Below are 14976 nucleotides of genomic sequence, written 5' to 3'. Positions count from 1 at the left end.
TCAATCCGTCCGCGGGAGTGCCGCGGCACCGCCGGCGAAAAAGACCAGCGTCAGCCCGGCCAGCACGCCCAGGTAGAACGGCCACCCCGTCGGCAACCCGGCCAGCGGTTCGATCCCGGGACCGTAGGTCGCCGCCCGCACGCCACGCGAGAAGTAGGTCAATGGTGACAGTAGGATGGCGGGCCGGAACCACTCGGGGAGCATCGACGGCGGGACGAACGTCTCCGAGAGAAAGAGCAAGGGGAGTGCGATGCCGTTGCTCGCGGCGATGACGCCGTCCTGTGAGCCGGCGAAACTGCCGATCAGCGCACCCCCGCCACAGAACAGCGCGACGCCGAGGAAGACGAACGGGATCAGGAGTGGTGAGAACGAGATGTCCGCGCCGGTGACGACGACGATCAGGCCGAGCAAGAGCAGTCCCGCGAGGCCGATGACGACGACGTTGACCAGCGTCTGGGCGAGCAGCCACTCCGACCGCGAGAGCGGCGTCGTCGCCAGTTTCTCGAACTGGTTGCCCTCGCGGTGACGCGCGACCTCGCTCCCCACCCGCGAGAGCGGGGTGAACAGGACGACAACGGCCAGATAGCCGGGCACGTAGTACGCCGCCGGTTCGGTGAACAGCCCCGTCCCACCGCCGCCGGTCTGGACCAGCGCCCCGAAGATCAGGATGATTATGACCGGAAAAAAGAAAGTGAAGAACACGGCCGTCCGCCGGCGCAGGAACGACTTCCCGGCCGCGACGGTGGCTGCACCGATCCGGCCGACTGCCGTCATGGCCGATCACCGCCAGTCTCACTGCCGTCACCGTCCTGCCGCCCGCCGTCTGCCAGCGGCGTCTCCCCGCGGCTGACCGTCTCGCCGCTCGCCGTGACCGCCTGCCCCGTCAGATCGAGATACACGTCTTCGAGGTCGGGTTCGGTCCAGTTGATCGAGTCGCAGGTCGCGCCGGCCGAATCGAGGGCGGCGACGACCGCGCCGATCTCCTCCGGCGGCACGTCGTAGACGGTCAATTTGCCGTCCGCGAGTTCCGCGGGGTAGTCCAGGTCGGCGGTGATCGCGGGGTCGGCGTCGGTGTCGATCGCCAGCCGGCTCTCCCCACCGTGGTCGGCGATCAACGCCGTGGGCGAGTCCCGGGCGACCAGTTTCCCGTCGGCCAGCAGGCCCACTTCGTCGGCCAGCCGCTCGGCCTCGGCCATGTAGTGGGTCGTCAGGAAGACAGTCGTCCCGCCCGCGGCGAGGTCTTCGATGAGTCGCCAGAGCGCCCGCCGGCCCGCGGGGTCGATGCCCGTCGTCGGTTCGTCGAGCACGAGCAGATCGGGGTCGTTGACCAGCGCGGTCCCGACACAGACCCGGCGCTGCTGGCCGCCCGAGAGGTTCTCGTACCAGGTGTCGGCGTCGTCGCGCAGGCCAACGTCGTCCAGCACGTCCGAGACCGGCCGGGCCTCGTCGTAGAGTCCGCCGTAGTAGTCGAGCAATTCACGGGCGGTCAGCCGCGCGGGCGGCTCGAACGACTGCGGGAGCGATCCCAGCCGCGCCCGCTCGACCGCTCTGGGGTCCGTTCCGAACACCGTCACGTCGCCCTCGGCGTCGGTCGTGCCGAGCAACGCCCGGACGAGTGTGGTCTTTCCCGCGCCGTTGGGCCCGATCAACGCGAACACGTCCCCTTCGTCCACGGTGAGCGAAACCCCCTCGAGTGCGGTCGTGTCGCCGTAGACCCGACGAACGTCCTCGGCGACGACGGCTGCTGTCATTGTCGGATGGCGGTCCGGTACCGCCCTAAGCCCGTCGGTTCGGTGCTGTCAGACGTGTTCGCGAACCCGCCGGACGATCTCGTCCACGTCGAAGGCGTCCTCTTGCTTGTCGTAGACCCGCTCGCCGTCGACGGTCACGCGAAATACACCGTTCGCGCCGGTTCGGAGCGTCACCGCGTCCAGTCGCTCGCCGAAGGTCGTCAGCAGGACGTGCTGGACGTTCTCGGCGCGGTCGAGGAAGCCACAGGGGACGCAGTACTCGATTTCGACTTCTGGCATACCACGAAGGTGGCGAGTGATGCGGAAAAACCCGTCCATCACCGTCCGAACGGCCGCCAGTACAGCAGGCCAACCGTCACCACGAACACGAGCGTCGAGAGCCCGTAGGACTGGGCGTACACCGCGCCGGCGAGGGCGCTCCCGCTTCCGAGGAGGCCCGCCGCGAGCGAGGCGAGAATCGGCCAGCTACAGCTCACACAGGAGAGCAGTCCGAGCAGGCCCGTCACCGCCGACCCCGCGGCGTCCAGCACCGTCGCGTACACGAGATAGGCCAGCGCGACGTAGCCGACGACTTTGAACGGAAACAGCGCCGCGGAGAGGTAGGTCCCGTTGTAGATGAGCGTCGGGGCCCAGCCCGGTGGTAGTGCCAGCACCGTAACCCGGAGGCTCCGCCCGGCCATGCTACTGGCGGGGCCGACGATCCCACCGAAGTACGCCAGGACGACGAAGTAGCCGACAGCGACGATGCCGGCGAGCCAGCGGTCACGGCTGGGAGCCGGCGCTGGCGTCGTCCGGAAGATGGCCCACAGTCCGACGTTGATCCAGACGAACGGGTAGAGCCAGTAGCGGACCGCCCAGATGCTCGTCAACTCGCTCGGGCTGACGAGCCAGTAGACGCCCAGCAGGAGGATTTCGGAGTTGACGACCAGCAGTGCGATCAGCAGGTCCTCCCGGGTCGGTCTCAGCCCCGCGAGTCGGTCGGTGATCGTAGCGTCGGTGGTCATACGACGAGTGCGTCGACGACGATTGCGAGCAGGAGCGTACCGAGGTATGCGTTCGAGGCGTGGAACGCGCGGAACGCCGCTGACTCGTCCCGTTCGCGGTGGAGGCGGACGACCGCCCACAGGAACACCGCGCCGAGCGCGGTGGTCGTGACGGCGTACACCCAGCCGAGGTTCGTCAGGGCCGCCAGCCCCGCCGCGGCCAGTAGCGTCGTCCCCAGCCACAGCAGGATGTGTTTGCGGGTGGTGGCCTCGCCGCGGACGACCGGCATCATCGGGAAGCCGCCGCGCTCGTAGTCGTCCTTGTACGCGAGCGCGAGGTTGTAGAAGTGCGCCGGCGTCCAGACGAAGATGACACCGGCCAGCATCAGCCCCGGCAGACCGATGGTCCCCGTCACGGCGGCCGAGCCGATCAGGGCCGGCAGGGCCCCGGCCGCCCCGCCGATGACCGTGTTCTGGACGGTGTTGGGTTTGAGGACGAGCGTGTAGATCACGCTGTAGAACAGGATGGCCGATAGGCCCAGCGCGGCCGCGAGCAGGTTCACCTGCAGGAAGACGGCGACGGAAGCGGCCGCCAGCGCCAGGCCGAACGCGACGGCGTTTCCGACCGGCAATTGGTGGGTCGCCACCGGCCGGTCGCTGGTCCGGTCCATCTTCTTGTCCCGGTCGCGTTCGAGGACGTGGTTGAACGTTCCGCTCGCCCCAATCGCGAGGACGCCGCCGCCCAGCGTCAACACGATGGTTCGGACCGTCAGGTCCGTCCCGGCGGCACCGGCGGCCAGCGCCATCCCGGCCGACGCCACGAGACAGAGCAGCCACATCAGGCGTGGCTTCATCAGCCGGAAGTACGCCTCGACGACGTGGATTGCACGCGCGAACGAACTATCCGGAAGTGGTGGCTGGTCCCCGGGTTCGGTCGCCGGGTCCGCAGCCGGCGTCGGCTCCGGGTCGGGATCGGCCGCCGACGCGTCGGTGTCGCGGGGTTCGAGGTCCCACGCGAGTGCGAGCGTCAACCCGGCGAAGATGCCCATTCCGGTGAGCAGGTGGGCGGCCGGGAACGGATTCGCGGCACCGGTCGTCGCGACCTGTGCGCCCAGTGCCACCTGCACCGGAAAGAGGACGAGCGCGAACGCGAGCGCGGCCTTCACGCGACGCGAGACGGTCGACCGCCGCAGGCCGATCACTGCGGTGGCGAGCACCAGCCCGCCGACGAGTGCCGCGGCCAGGCGATGTCCCCAGGCGACGAGCAGTTCGGGTTCGGCGAGCGACGGCGGGCTCGAACAGACCGGCCACGCCGAGCAGGCGCTCGCGGCGTCCGCGATGGCCGCCGTCGCGCCGGCGACGACGAGCAGGTACACACCGACTGCCGATCCGGCCAGCAGCGTCGCGAAACGGGGACGAGAATAGCGTTCGATCACGGCTGTACCTCTCACTACTAGATCATTGGAGTGGGCGTACTTATGACCCGCGCTTTCGGTCAGTCAGGCGACTCCAGACACCGCGAGAAACCGTCGCAGGGGGACCGGACTCGCGCGAAGACAGCAGCTATTTATGCGCCAATTCCTAAGCCCCGCGTAATGATAAACCGCAAGCGCGTCGGGGCGATGGCGCTTTACGGTGCCACGTTACTGCTGATGGCGGTCGAACCCGCGGCCGCCCAGTCAGGGTACGCGTCGACTACCGAAGGAGCGATCCGGGGACTGAACAGCAACCTGATCTACGTGGCGGTCCCGATCACCATCCTCGTCGAGGGGATCCTGATCTACACCGTCTGGAAATACAGCAAGACGGACGAAGCCAAACCGACCCAGGAGAACCGTCGTCTGGAGATTACCTGGACCGTCGCGACGGCCGTGATTCTGCTTTTCGTCGGCGTCGCCTCCTATCAGGTGCTCGGGAACCCCTACGTCGCCGCGGAGTCACAGGCCGAGATCCCCGGCGAAGCGGCCGAAGAGATCGAAGTGTACGGCCAGAAGTACAACTGGAACTTCGTCTACCGCAACGTCAGCGTCGACGGCGCGAGCGCCACCGACGTGTCGATGACGAACGTCTCGATCGAGGGCGCGACCGTCGAGAACGTCACCGACGAGGGGATCGTGATATCGGGTGGATCCGTCTCCAGCGCCGGGGACGGCGCGCTCGATAGCGCCTCGCTGGTCAACGGGACCGTGACCGCAGGCGCTGGCAACCCCTCCCAGTACGAGACCGGTGAGCAGGTGCGCTTCACCGATGTGAGCGTCAGCGGGGCAGCCATCGAGGGCGCGAGCATCACCGATGCCACCGTCAAGAGTACGAACACGCTGGTCATGCCGAAAGGCCAGAACATCCGACTGAACATCACCTCGCGTGACTGGCTGCACGCGTTCCACGTCCCCGACCTGGGGCTGAAACAGGACGCACTGCCCGGCCAGTCGAACTCCATCGTCACCAGGCCCACGAAGACGGGCGAGTACCAGCTCTACTGCGCCGAATACTGTGGTGTCGGCCACTCCGGAATGCTCGGGACCGTCGAAGTCCGATCACAGTCGAACTACGACTCCTGGCTGGCACAGACCTGGTTCAGCGCACAGGGCTAACAGCGCCGCTGTTTATACTGGTAAGCGAGGCGAATACCCCGACCCACCGTGGTCGGGGATGAAGCCGACAACCCGCAAAACCAACCATTAAGTAGACAAATACAAATCAGCAGACAGCGATAGAATACAGTCACCACTACCGCGCCTATCCGACACAAGAGGTAGCGGACAGGCTGGACCACCATCTCGACGTTCATCGCCAACTCTACAACCACGTCCGCTGGGACTACGAGAACAGTCCAGAGAACGACAAGCCGAGTGAGTACGACCAGAACAACAAACTCCCCGCGTGGAAACAACGGTGGCCAGTGTTCAGCGAACTGCACTCAAAAGCCGCCCAAGCCACCGTTGCTCGTTTCCACCATACCCTCAGCGTTCTGAGCGAACTCAAAGAAAGCGGGTACAACGTTGGTCAGCTTAAACGGCAAGCACCCACCGAGTACCGAAGCGTGACGTACAATCAGTCTGGTTTCGACCTCGATGAAAAGAGGGGCCACGACAAGTACGCATACGTCCGCTTCAGCAAGATTGGGTGGGTGAAAATCCGATACTCTCGACCGATTCCCGACAACACCACCATCAACGAAGTCACGTTCAAAAAGGAGACGACCGGCGAGTGGTTCGTCTCTGTCGCCCTCGAAACCGACGACGACAACCTACCCGAGAAACCCGACGTGGACTCACTGGACGCGAGTAACAGCGTCGGGATCGACCTCGGTATCCGCAACTACATCCACACCAGCGACGGCAAAACCGTGGATTGGCTCGACCTCGAAGACGACTACGACCGTCTGCGCCGCGAACAACGCAGACTCTCGCGGAAAGACCACGGGAGTCGGAACTACGAGAGACAACGCCAGAAGGTCGCCAAAGTGAAGCGCCGGATTCGCCGCAAAGTGCTGGACTATCAGCACAAACTTACGACGTGGCTCGTCACGGAGTACGACGCCGTGTTCGTGGAAGATCTCGATGTAACAGGGATGCTTCGGGGCGACGGCAACGCTCGCAACAAGCAGGACGCGGCGTGGCGGCAGTTCATCAACTTGCTCGACTACAAGGCCGACCTGTACGGCACGCACGTCGTACAGGTTGAACCTGCGGGAACAACGAAAGAGTGCGCCCGGTGTGGTGTGGAAACCGCGAAACCCATCTGGGTGCGGGAACACTCCTGTCCGAGTTGTGGGTTCGAGACGGACAGGGACGCGAATGCGGCGATAAACGTCCTGCAACGCGGCTTTGCTGAGTTAGGGCTGGGATGACCCGAATCAACGCCTGTAGAGACTGTGACCGCTACGGACACGACTCAGTTTGAGTCTGTGTCTGCAAGTCACGTCATCGAAACAGGAAGCCTGCCCTCGTGAGAGCAGGATTCCCCGCGCCACCGTGCGCGGGGTAACATTCAACGACTCGATTCGTCGCGACAATCAGGCTCGCAGTGGCCGATGATCGACTAGTCGCTCGTCGCCGCATCAGCCGTGTCCGTCTCTAGGTCCGCCTCTCCGGCCAGGAATCGCTCGCCACGCTCCGTCGTCCGGTAGACGACTTCGCCACTGACCGGTTCCACCAGGCCATGCTCGACGAGGACGGCACACCGACGTTCGACGTAGCGCAGATGCATCCCGAGACGGTTTGCGACCAGCGCGAGATAGTCCGGCCGCCCTTCCTGTAGCTGCCGGAGAATCCGCTCGTCCGCCGATCGCATCCAGTTCGGTCCGGACATCGTTCTCGCTCGTAGTATGTGTGTCGGTAACATATAACGCTATCGCAAGTCTTGCCGATGACTCGGGACGAGAAGACGGGACCGAAAGAGATCGGTTGCGGAGCTAGCAGAGGTTCCCAGTCACGTAGACGTCTCCGCTCTGGGTGACTTCGACACCGATGCCGATCTGATTGGCGTTCTCGTAGAGCAGGCGGTTCCGAGTGATCCCCGAGAACCAGGCGTCGACAATCGCTCGTGCGACTTCCTTCTCGGTCGCCAGGAACTCCCCATCGTGGGTTCGGCCGGCGACGACGTGCCCGATCACTTCGAGTTGGTTACCATCCGCGTTGACGACGTACGTCCCGGGATTAGAATTGAACTGACAGGACGAATAGAGTCCGGCACGTTTGTACCGTTCCTTACTAAATATTCCGTCGATAGCGTGGCTGACGCGCCCTTCGTCAGCCATCGCCACGCTGTGGTTGCGTGCCATTGTGTCGAGCTTGTCCGTGACCTGCCCGTCGGTGATCAGGTCCGACAGGTCCCGGTTCGTCCGGCGCTGGTTGATCAACCGTTTGATCTCCGTGTTGATCTCCCGTCTCTCGAATCGTCTGGCGGGAATCGTCTGCTCCTCTTCAGGTGGCTGGACGGTCTCTATCTCTCCGCCGGGAATCGTGGTCTGCGCTCGAGGGTTCGATTCACCGTCGCCCGGGCCCTGTGCCGTGCCCTCGCCCGGTGTCGGGGTCGACATGCCCGTCGTACCGGCACCGCCACCACCGATCTGCATCCCGATGAGGACACCCACGCCCATCGAGACGAGAACGATGACGCCAAGCACCGACAACGCCGCCTTGTTCACCATACTATGTGTCCCATTACCGACCTAGTAAATCAACTTTTGGTGGACTTCTCCCTCTCGTAATCGGTCGTTACACTCGTTGATTCCCGCCAGTTCGACTCCAGACCCCGCTGTGAGAGGGGCGCGCCTGCCGCCGCGGTCAGTCAGGTCGCTTCAGCGAGAGCGCCGTCCGGTCGAACTCACAGACCAGTCGCTCCTCTTCGCCGACGACGAACGCCTCGACGTGCATCGTCACGACCCCACGGTCGCCGTCGCTGGTCTCGCGTTTGTCCGTGACAGTCGACTGGGCCCGGATCGTGTCGCCGTGGTAGACCGGGGCCGGATGTTCCACGTTGTCGTACGACAGGTTCGCGACGATGGTCCCGTCGGTCGTGTCGGGGATCGTCAGGCCGACGGCGAGGCTCATCGTCAGGAGGCCGTTGACGATCCGCTCGCCGAAGTCCGTCTCGGCGGCGAACGCCGAATCGAGGTGGAGCGGTTGCTGATTCATCGTCATGTCACAGAACCGCTGGTTGTCGCTCTCGGAGATCGTCCGGCGTTTCTCGTGGCGGATCGTCTCCCCGACCTCGAAGTCTTCGTAATACAGACCAGTCATGGCCGCCTCGTCGTCCCCGGAGCCAATAACGGTGACGCCGGGTCGATTCGGCGTGGGGAACGGACTTACGGCTGGGCACACACGCCCGGATATGGCTCGCAGAAGCGTCCTGTTCTCCCCCGGTGACCAGCCGGACCTCATGCGGAAAGCGCCCGGTTCCGGGGCCGACGCCGTCGTGCTCGACCTAGAAGACGCGGTCGCACCCAGCCAGAAACCCACGGCCCGGGAGGCTATCCACGAGGTTCTCACCGATCCGGAGTTCGACCCCGACTGTTCGGTCTGGGTTCGCGTCAATCCGCCGGGGACAGTGGTCGACGCCGACGTTACCACTGCGCTGGCCGATTCGACGGCCGTCGACGCCGTGATGGTGCCGAAAGTCGGCGACGCGGCGGGTCTCGAACGCGTCGTCGACCTGCTCGACGAACACGGCGTCGACGTCCCCGTAATCGCGCTGATCGAGTCGGCGGCGGGCGTCCTCCACGCCCAGGAGATCGCTGCGGCCGACCGCGTGGAGGCCGTCGCCATCGGGGCGGAGGACCTCGCCGCCGACATCGGCGCGACGCGAACCGAAGAGGGGGTCGAAGTGCTCCACGCCCGCGAGCAGATCGTCCTCGCTGCCGCGGCCGCCGGGATCGACGCACTCGATACAATCCACGTCGACGTTGACGATGCCGAAGGGCTGGAATCGGCCGCCGAGTTCACGGTCCAGCTGGGATTCGACGGGAAGATGGCGATCCACCCCGCACAGGTGCCGATCATCAACGATGCGTTCACCCCGAGCGAGGAGCGCATCGACTGGGCCGAGCGCGTGCTGGCAGCCAGAGACGAGGCCGATGCCGAGGGCCGGGGCGTGTTCCGCGTCGACGACGAGATGATCGACGCGCCCCTGATCGCCCAGGCCGAACAGATACTCGAGCGCGCCCGCGCAGCGGGGAAGCGGTAGCGTACCTTATATAATATTAATTCTTCCACATGATAATAACACCGCAACGTTTACTATCGAAACGGTCGAGGGATCTGGCATGTCTGGCGACGTAAACCCGTTCGAGAGTCTGCAGGAGCAGATCGACGACGCGGCCGCCTACGTCGACGTGGGTTCCGACGCGCTCGAACGGCTGAAACGGCCCGAGCGCGTCCTCGAGACCACCCTCTCGGTCGAGATGGACGACGGGTCTATCGAGGTGTTCACCGCTTTTCGGTCGCAGTTCAACGGCGACCGTGGCCCCTACAAGGGGGGTATCCGGTACCATCCAAACGTCAGCCGTGACGAGGTCAAGGCGCTCTCCGGGTGGATGGTGTACAAGTGTGCGACCGTCGACATCCCCTACGGCGGCGGGAAAGGCGGTATCGTGATCGACCCGCGCGAGTACTCGCTGTCGGAACTGGAACGAGTCACACGGTCCTACGCCAACGAACTCCGGCCGCTGATCGGCCCGGATCAGGATATTCCCGCCCCGGACGTGAACACTGGCCAGCGGGAGATGAACTGGATCAAAGACACTTACGAGACCCTCGAAAACACCACGGCACCGGGGACGGTGACGGGGAAGGCCCCGACCAGCGGGGGAAGCGCTGGCCGGGTCGAGGCGACCGGTCGCTCGGTGATGCTCACCGCTCGGGAGGTGTTCGAGTACCTCGGGAAGTCGGCCTCGGAAGCGACCGTCGCCGTGCAGGGCTTCGGCAACGCCGGGTCGGTCGCCGCCCGGCTGATCGACGAGGAACTCGGCGCGAACGTCGTCGCCGTCTCCGACTCCAGTGGTGCGATCCATCAGCCCGACGGCCTCGACGTGGCCGACGCCAAGGACCACAAAGGAGAGACTGGCCGGCTCTCCGGCTACCCCAGTGCCAGCGAGGAACTGACCAACGAGGAACTGCTGACGATGGACGTGGACCTGTTGATCCCCGCCGCGCTGGAAAACGCCATCGACCAGGAGATCGCCCAGCGGGTCAGTGCCGACGTGATCGTCGAGGCCGCGAACGGACCGCTGACGCCCGACGCCGACGACGTGTTGACAGACCGCGACGTGGCGGTGTTCCCCGACATCCTCGCCAACGCGGGCGGTGTCACGGTCTCGTACTTCGAGTGGGTGCAGAACCGCCAGCGGTTCTACTGGACCGAACAGCGCGTCAACGAGGAACTCGAACGGGTCATCACCGAGGCTTTCGACACCCTTACCGATACCTACGAAGAAACCGACGTTCCTAACTACCGGACTGCGGCCTACGTCACCGCCATCGAACGCGTCGCCGACGCCGCCGACGAGGCGGGCGTCTTCCCCTAGTCCTCCGAGAGATCCCGGTACTCTCCCTCAGCGATTACGAGTGGACCGTCGATCTCGATGGCTCGCTTGTCGGCTTCCTGTCCCAGCTCGGACTCGATGGTCTCGCGGTCGTCGACCGCGTCAGAGCTGGGATAACGCAGGGCGACCGATGCGGTCATGTCGTCTTCGTCGATGCTCGCACTGCCGGCGAACCCGAGTACGTCCGGATCCAGGTCGGTATCCTGCAACGTCGTGAACTCGCGCTCGGAGTCGCCCTCGAGGACGCCACCATCCGGGTCGAATTCGACACCACTGTACCCCCGGACCGGGAGTGCGGACTGGAGTTCGTCGTACGCCTCGTATTCGGCGGCGAACCGGGTACGCTCGTCCGTGGCGGCGTCGATTGTCGCCTCGATTCGCGCTGTCGCGTCGTCGACGCCGGCCGCCCCGTCGCTCACGTACAGCACGGCCTCCGCCGAGACTGCTGTCGTCGATTCGCCGTCGATGTACAGCGTGTATCCCTCGTAGGTCTCGCTCTGGTTCGCGTTTCGCTCCTGTATCTGTCGGATTTCGGCCGGGTCGTAGTCTCCCTCGAACACGCGCGTCCCGTTGACGAGGGTGAAGCGGTCCGTGTTCGACCCGTCGGCGGTCGGTTTGGCGATTCCCTCGGGATTCAGGGCCTGGGAGAGCCAGCCGATGGGAACGGCCCACTCCGTGACGGACATCGCGAGCGCATCGTCCTGGATGCGCTGGTTCTCCTGGGCCGACCCCCAGTCTCGTCTGAGTATCGACCCGCTGGCCGAGGACACGTCTATGCCACCGCCCCCGTCCGTCGTACTGGCCCCGATCCACGCGTTGTACGCTGCGGGTTCACCCTCGCTGACGCTCCCCCCGCCACCGGTGACACCGTTCAAAACGCCGCCGAGACACCCTGCCAGCGACGTCGTCGCCAGTGTCCCCGCCGTGCCAGCAGCCCTGACGAACTGTCGTCGATCCATGTCGGACACAAAATATGTCTTACAGTTAAAATTGCGGCACTCGGGATAGGCAGCGAGCGTCGGATAGTGCCGGCTCTCAGGGTTCGGGCGGAGTGGTCGACTTTTCGACCAGTCTTCGGTAGCCGTGGTTCGATGCACCGGTGATCTCCTCGAACGCCGGAGTTTTACCCGTGCTGGCCCTAACGCGTTCGTGTCTCAGTACCAGCGAACAGTCCGGGTCGATGCGCCGTTCGACGAGGTGTGGGACTTTCACTCCCGGGTGACGGGTCTGGAAGCGTTGACGCCCGGCTGGATGAACCTGGAGGTCGAGTCGGTCACCGGGCCCGACGGCGACCCCGATCCGGGAATACTCGAGACCGGGTCGCGGATCGAGTCGTCGGTTCGCCCCTTCGGCGTCGGTCCCCGGCAAGAGTGGACCTCGGTCATCGCCGAACGCGAGGAACGCGACGGGTCGGCGATGTTCCGCGACACGATGGACGGTGGTCCCTTCGCCGAGTGGGAACATACACACAAGTTCTTCGCCGACGGCGACGGGACCCTCGTCTTCGACAGCGTCGAGTACGAACTTCCGCTGGGCCAACTCGGCCGGGCTATCTCACCGCTGGCGGTCGTCGGGATGGAACCGATGTTCCGGTACCGTCATGGGCAGACACGGAAACTGCTGGAGTAGCCGGGTTTCCGAACCACTAAGACCGCGCCGTGTCTGGCCGGGGGTATGCGACTGGAGGAGTACTGGGGCGTCGGGCCCAAGACGAAGGCGGTGCTTGCCGACAGTATCGGCGAAGCGGCGGCCATCGAGGCCATCGAGAGCGCCGACAGCCGTGCGCTGATGGACGCTGGACTCGGCCGGGGGCGGGCCACCCGGATTCTCCGGCGCGCCAACGGCGGCGAGGGGATGGCTGTCCTCGCGACCCGCGACACGCGGGACGTGTACAAGTCGCTCCTCGACCTGGCCAGCCAGTTCGCCGTCACGCGCCACGCCGAGGACCGCATCCGCGTGTTGACACCCCTGCGCGACCGCGAGGCGATGACGGAGCGCCTCGATACCGTCCTCGCGGCCGTCGACGCCTGGACCGCGCTCTCCGAAGGCGACCGGGAGGCCGTCGTCGAGGCCTTCCAGGCCCACGACAGCGTCAGCGGTGGCGACCGCTCGGCGGTCGAGACCGCGGTGGAACTGCTCGACCTGGGCGTCAGCGGCGGCGTCTTCGACCGCGTGGCCGACCTGGACCGCGACGCGCTGGCCGACGCCGCCGACGCGCTGGCCGCACTGGGTGACGGCAGCGTCGACCGGGGTGTCGACGACCGCCTCGACGAGTTGCGCGACCAGTACGCCGCCGTCGACGAACTCGCCGCCAACCAGAGCGCGGTCGTGGAGGCTGTCCAGGGGAGCGCCCGCGGGCCGACGAGTTCCGCGAAGCGTTCCGCCGTCACGTCACCGACGAGACCGCCGTCCCAGCGGCCGCGATCAGGGAGGCGATGCCGGGCGACGCCACCGACGCGGCCGGCTTCGTCGGCGAGAGCCTCCGGAACCTGGCCGACGACCGTCGGACCACGGTCGAGGAACGCGAGGCCGAGATCGTCGCCGAGCTGGAGGGTGCCATCGAAGACGCCCGCGAGGATATCGACGCCGCCGTCGCCGCCGTCGACGACGCGGCGCTGTACGTCTCGCTGGCTCGCTTCGCCGATGCCTACGACCTCACCCGGCCGGCCTTCGTCGAGGACCGCGAGACCGTCGCCGTCCGTGGCGCGCGGAATCTCGACCTGCAGGCGGCCGACGTGACCGTCCAGCCCGTCGACTACGCCGTCGGCGACCACGACCTGGACGTTTCGTCTGCCTCCGCGCCACCGGCCGGCGACCGCGTGGCCGTCCTCACAGGAGCCAACAGCGGGGGGAAGACGACCCTGCTGGAGACGCTCTGTCAGGTACAACTGCTCGCTCAGATGGGATTGCCGGTTCCGGCCGAGGCCGCCGAGGTCGGTATCGTGGACGTGATCGTGTTCCACCGCCGCCACGCCAGTTTCAACGCGGGCGTGCTGGAGTCGACGCTCCAGACCGTCGTGCCGCCGCTCACCGACGAGGGTCGGACGCTGATGCTCGTCGACGAGTTCGAGGCCATCACCGAACCGGGAAGCGCCGCCGACCTCTTGCACGGGCTGGTGACGCTGACCGTCGATGAGGACGCGCTGGGCGTGTTCGTCACCCACCTCGCCGACGACCTCGAACCCCTCCCCGACGAGGCCCGGACCGACGGCATCTTCGCCGAGGGGCTGACCCCCGACCTGGACCTCTCGGTGGACTACCAGCCGAGGTTCGGCACTGTGGGGAAGTCCACGCCGGAGTTCATCGTCTCGCGACTCGTCGCCAACGCCGACGACCGCAAGGAACGCGCCGGGTTCGAGACGCTGGCCACCGCGGTCGGGCAGGAAGCGGTCCAGCGGACGCTGGCCGACGCCAAGTGGTCACAGAACTAGTCGAGTTCGGCGAGGTCTTCGACGGCGACAGCCAGTGCCGATTGCCCGTCCGGCCCCGGCTCGTCGAGCCTCACTTTCGCGATCAGGTTCCCCTTCTTCGGCGTGTACGTCACCGACTCGACGGTCCCTCGCACGTCCGCACCGTCGAGTGTGGTGCGCACTCGCTGGCCCTCCACGGGCCTGCTTCCGGATTCGTCCATACCCGGCGTTACGGCCGCGACGCCCTGTGCCTTGTGGAACCCGCCGACTCAACGCACGGTCACGCCGTTGGCCATGGTGACCACGACCGTCAGGCCCGCGGACTCGTCGTGGGGGCGCCCATCGGAACTACGCGTGAACGACCGGTTCAGCGCGTCGACGGTGCCACGACGCAATCGAGCCGGTGGGACGAATACGTACCCGATATTATTTTTGAATAATTTTCCGAACCGCTACTGCCGTTCGAAGTGTGTTCACTGAACTGTATCGGAGTAAGATTTTAGTGGGATTGTGTGGTAGGTACGACTGAAGGGGGTGACACGCATGCCCCGGAGTGACAACGCTCGCTCGGATCGTATCGGATTCCAGACGTTCGACTCGCTGTCGCGGTACGATCTCGTACTCGCGTTCATTCCGGTGGTGTTCATACTGAGTGTCGTCCTCGGCCACCTGCTGTCGGTGCCGTTCCGGACGACGCTCGTCGGCGCGTCGGCGGTCAGCGCGCTCGCGCTGCTGGACGCGCTGTTCGTCAACCCGCCGATCCGCCCGACGCAGTAACCGATTCT

The 14976-nt window shown here is 65.6% G+C and carries 15 protein-coding genes and 2 pseudogenes; 7 read left to right on the top strand and 10 right to left on the bottom strand.

What is annotated here, in order from left to right; genetic code table 11:
- Genes MU521_RS00875 through cyoE form a run of 5 tightly spaced genes read right to left on the bottom strand, consistent with a single transcriptional unit; the run spans position 1 to position 4185 of the window.
- Positions 1–774 (bottom strand): ABC transporter permease, encoded by a 774-nt coding sequence (locus tag MU521_RS00875; protein ID WP_092686976.1) that lies wholly within the window; start codon positions 772–774, stop codon positions 1–3.
- Complete coding sequence (locus tag MU521_RS00870) at positions 771–1751, bottom strand: ABC transporter ATP-binding protein (protein ID WP_092686979.1); 981 nt, start codon at positions 1749–1751, stop codon at positions 771–773. Before MU521_RS00870 ends, MU521_RS00875 begins: the two co-directional genes overlap by 4 nt.
- A gap of 48 nt (positions 1752–1799) precedes the next feature.
- The gene (locus MU521_RS00865; RefSeq protein ID WP_092686982.1) at positions 1800–2030 is read right to left on the bottom strand and encodes an Rdx family protein; all 231 of its coding nucleotides are present in this window, start codon (positions 2028–2030) and stop codon (positions 1800–1802) included.
- Positions 2031–2068: 38 nt separating this feature from the next.
- On the bottom strand, positions 2069–2755 hold the full coding sequence (locus MU521_RS00860; RefSeq protein ID WP_092686985.1) for a DUF7546 family protein: 687 nt from the start codon (positions 2753–2755) through the stop codon (positions 2069–2071).
- Positions 2752–4185, bottom strand: a complete 1434-nt coding sequence (gene cyoE / locus MU521_RS00855) for a heme o synthase (protein ID WP_245681124.1) — start codon at positions 4183–4185, stop codon at positions 2752–2754. The genes MU521_RS00860 and cyoE overlap by 4 nt, the downstream gene beginning before the upstream one ends.
- Positions 4186–4332: 147 nt before the next feature.
- Here cyoE and coxB point away from each other — a divergent pair, with 147 nt between their 5' ends.
- Together coxB and MU521_RS00845 are read left to right on the top strand one after the other, a co-directional pair.
- Positions 4333–5328 carry a cytochrome c oxidase subunit II gene (gene coxB / locus MU521_RS00850; RefSeq protein WP_394327220.1) on the top strand — a complete coding sequence of 332 codons (996 nt, stop codon included), beginning with the start codon at positions 4333–4335 and terminating at the stop codon, positions 5326–5328.
- A 119-nt stretch (positions 5329–5447) separates the two neighbouring features.
- Positions 5448–6689: pseudogene (locus tag MU521_RS00845) on the top strand (RNA-guided endonuclease InsQ/TnpB family protein).
- 89 nt (positions 6690–6778) lie between these two features.
- Here the strand turns inward: MU521_RS00845 and MU521_RS00840 are convergent.
- The 3 genes from MU521_RS00840 to MU521_RS00830 all read right to left on the bottom strand — a co-directional run bounded on the left by MU521_RS00840 (position 6779) and on the right by MU521_RS00830 (position 8481).
- Positions 6779–7030 carry a DUF2250 domain-containing protein gene (locus MU521_RS00840; RefSeq protein WP_217630090.1) on the bottom strand — a complete coding sequence of 84 codons (252 nt, stop codon included), beginning with the start codon at positions 7028–7030 and terminating at the stop codon, positions 6779–6781.
- A 121-nt stretch (positions 7031–7151) separates the two neighbouring features.
- The gene (locus tag MU521_RS00835; protein ID WP_092686994.1) at positions 7152–7889 is read right to left on the bottom strand and encodes a CAP domain-containing protein; all 738 of its coding nucleotides are present in this window, start codon (positions 7887–7889) and stop codon (positions 7152–7154) included.
- Between the two features lie 136 nt (positions 7890–8025).
- Positions 8026–8481 carry a MaoC family dehydratase gene (locus MU521_RS00830; RefSeq protein WP_092686997.1) on the bottom strand — a complete coding sequence of 152 codons (456 nt, stop codon included), beginning with the start codon at positions 8479–8481 and terminating at the stop codon, positions 8026–8028.
- Between the two features lie 91 nt (positions 8482–8572).
- Here MU521_RS00830 and MU521_RS00825 point away from each other — a divergent pair, with 91 nt between their 5' ends.
- Complete coding sequence (locus MU521_RS00825; RefSeq protein WP_092687000.1) at positions 8573–9424, top strand: HpcH/HpaI aldolase/citrate lyase family protein; 852 nt, start codon at positions 8573–8575, stop codon at positions 9422–9424.
- Between the two features lie 79 nt (positions 9425–9503).
- Positions 9504–10763, top strand: a complete 1260-nt coding sequence (locus MU521_RS00820) for a Glu/Leu/Phe/Val family dehydrogenase (protein WP_092687003.1) — start codon at positions 9504–9506, stop codon at positions 10761–10763.
- Here the strand turns inward: MU521_RS00820 and MU521_RS00815 are convergent.
- Positions 10760–11740 (bottom strand): hypothetical protein, encoded by a 981-nt coding sequence (locus tag MU521_RS00815; protein ID WP_092687006.1) that lies wholly within the window; start codon positions 11738–11740, stop codon positions 10760–10762. The two genes, MU521_RS00820 and MU521_RS00815, sit on opposite strands and share 4 nt — an antisense overlap.
- 190 nt (positions 11741–11930) lie before the next feature.
- On the opposite strand from MU521_RS00815, the gene MU521_RS00810 reads away from it, so the two are divergent.
- Positions 11931–12410, top strand: coding sequence for an SRPBCC family protein (locus MU521_RS00810; protein ID WP_092687009.1), 480 nt, complete (start codon positions 11931–11933; stop codon positions 12408–12410).
- A gap of 45 nt (positions 12411–12455) precedes the next feature.
- Positions 12456–14212, top strand: a pseudogene (locus tag MU521_RS00805) (MutS-related protein).
- Here the strand turns inward: MU521_RS00805 and MU521_RS00800 are convergent.
- Positions 14209–14412 carry a hypothetical protein gene (locus tag MU521_RS00800; protein WP_139171023.1) on the bottom strand — a complete coding sequence of 68 codons (204 nt, stop codon included), beginning with the start codon at positions 14410–14412 and terminating at the stop codon, positions 14209–14211. The pseudogene MU521_RS00805 and the gene MU521_RS00800 sit on opposite strands and share 4 nt — an antisense overlap.
- 322 nt (positions 14413–14734) lie before the next feature.
- Here MU521_RS00800 and MU521_RS00795 point away from each other — a divergent pair, with 322 nt between their 5' ends.
- On the top strand, positions 14735–14968 hold the full coding sequence (locus MU521_RS00795; protein WP_092687013.1) for a DUF8015 family protein: 234 nt from the start codon (positions 14735–14737) through the stop codon (positions 14966–14968).
- The last annotated feature ends 8 nt before the right edge of the window (positions 14969–14976 follow it).

The sequence above is a fragment of the Halorientalis regularis genome (assembly GCF_023698535.1).
In the GTDB taxonomy this organism is placed as follows: Archaea; Halobacteriota; Halobacteria; order Halobacteriales; family Haloarculaceae; genus Halorientalis; species Halorientalis regularis.
This window is presented reverse-complemented; position numbering and strand designations above follow the sequence as displayed.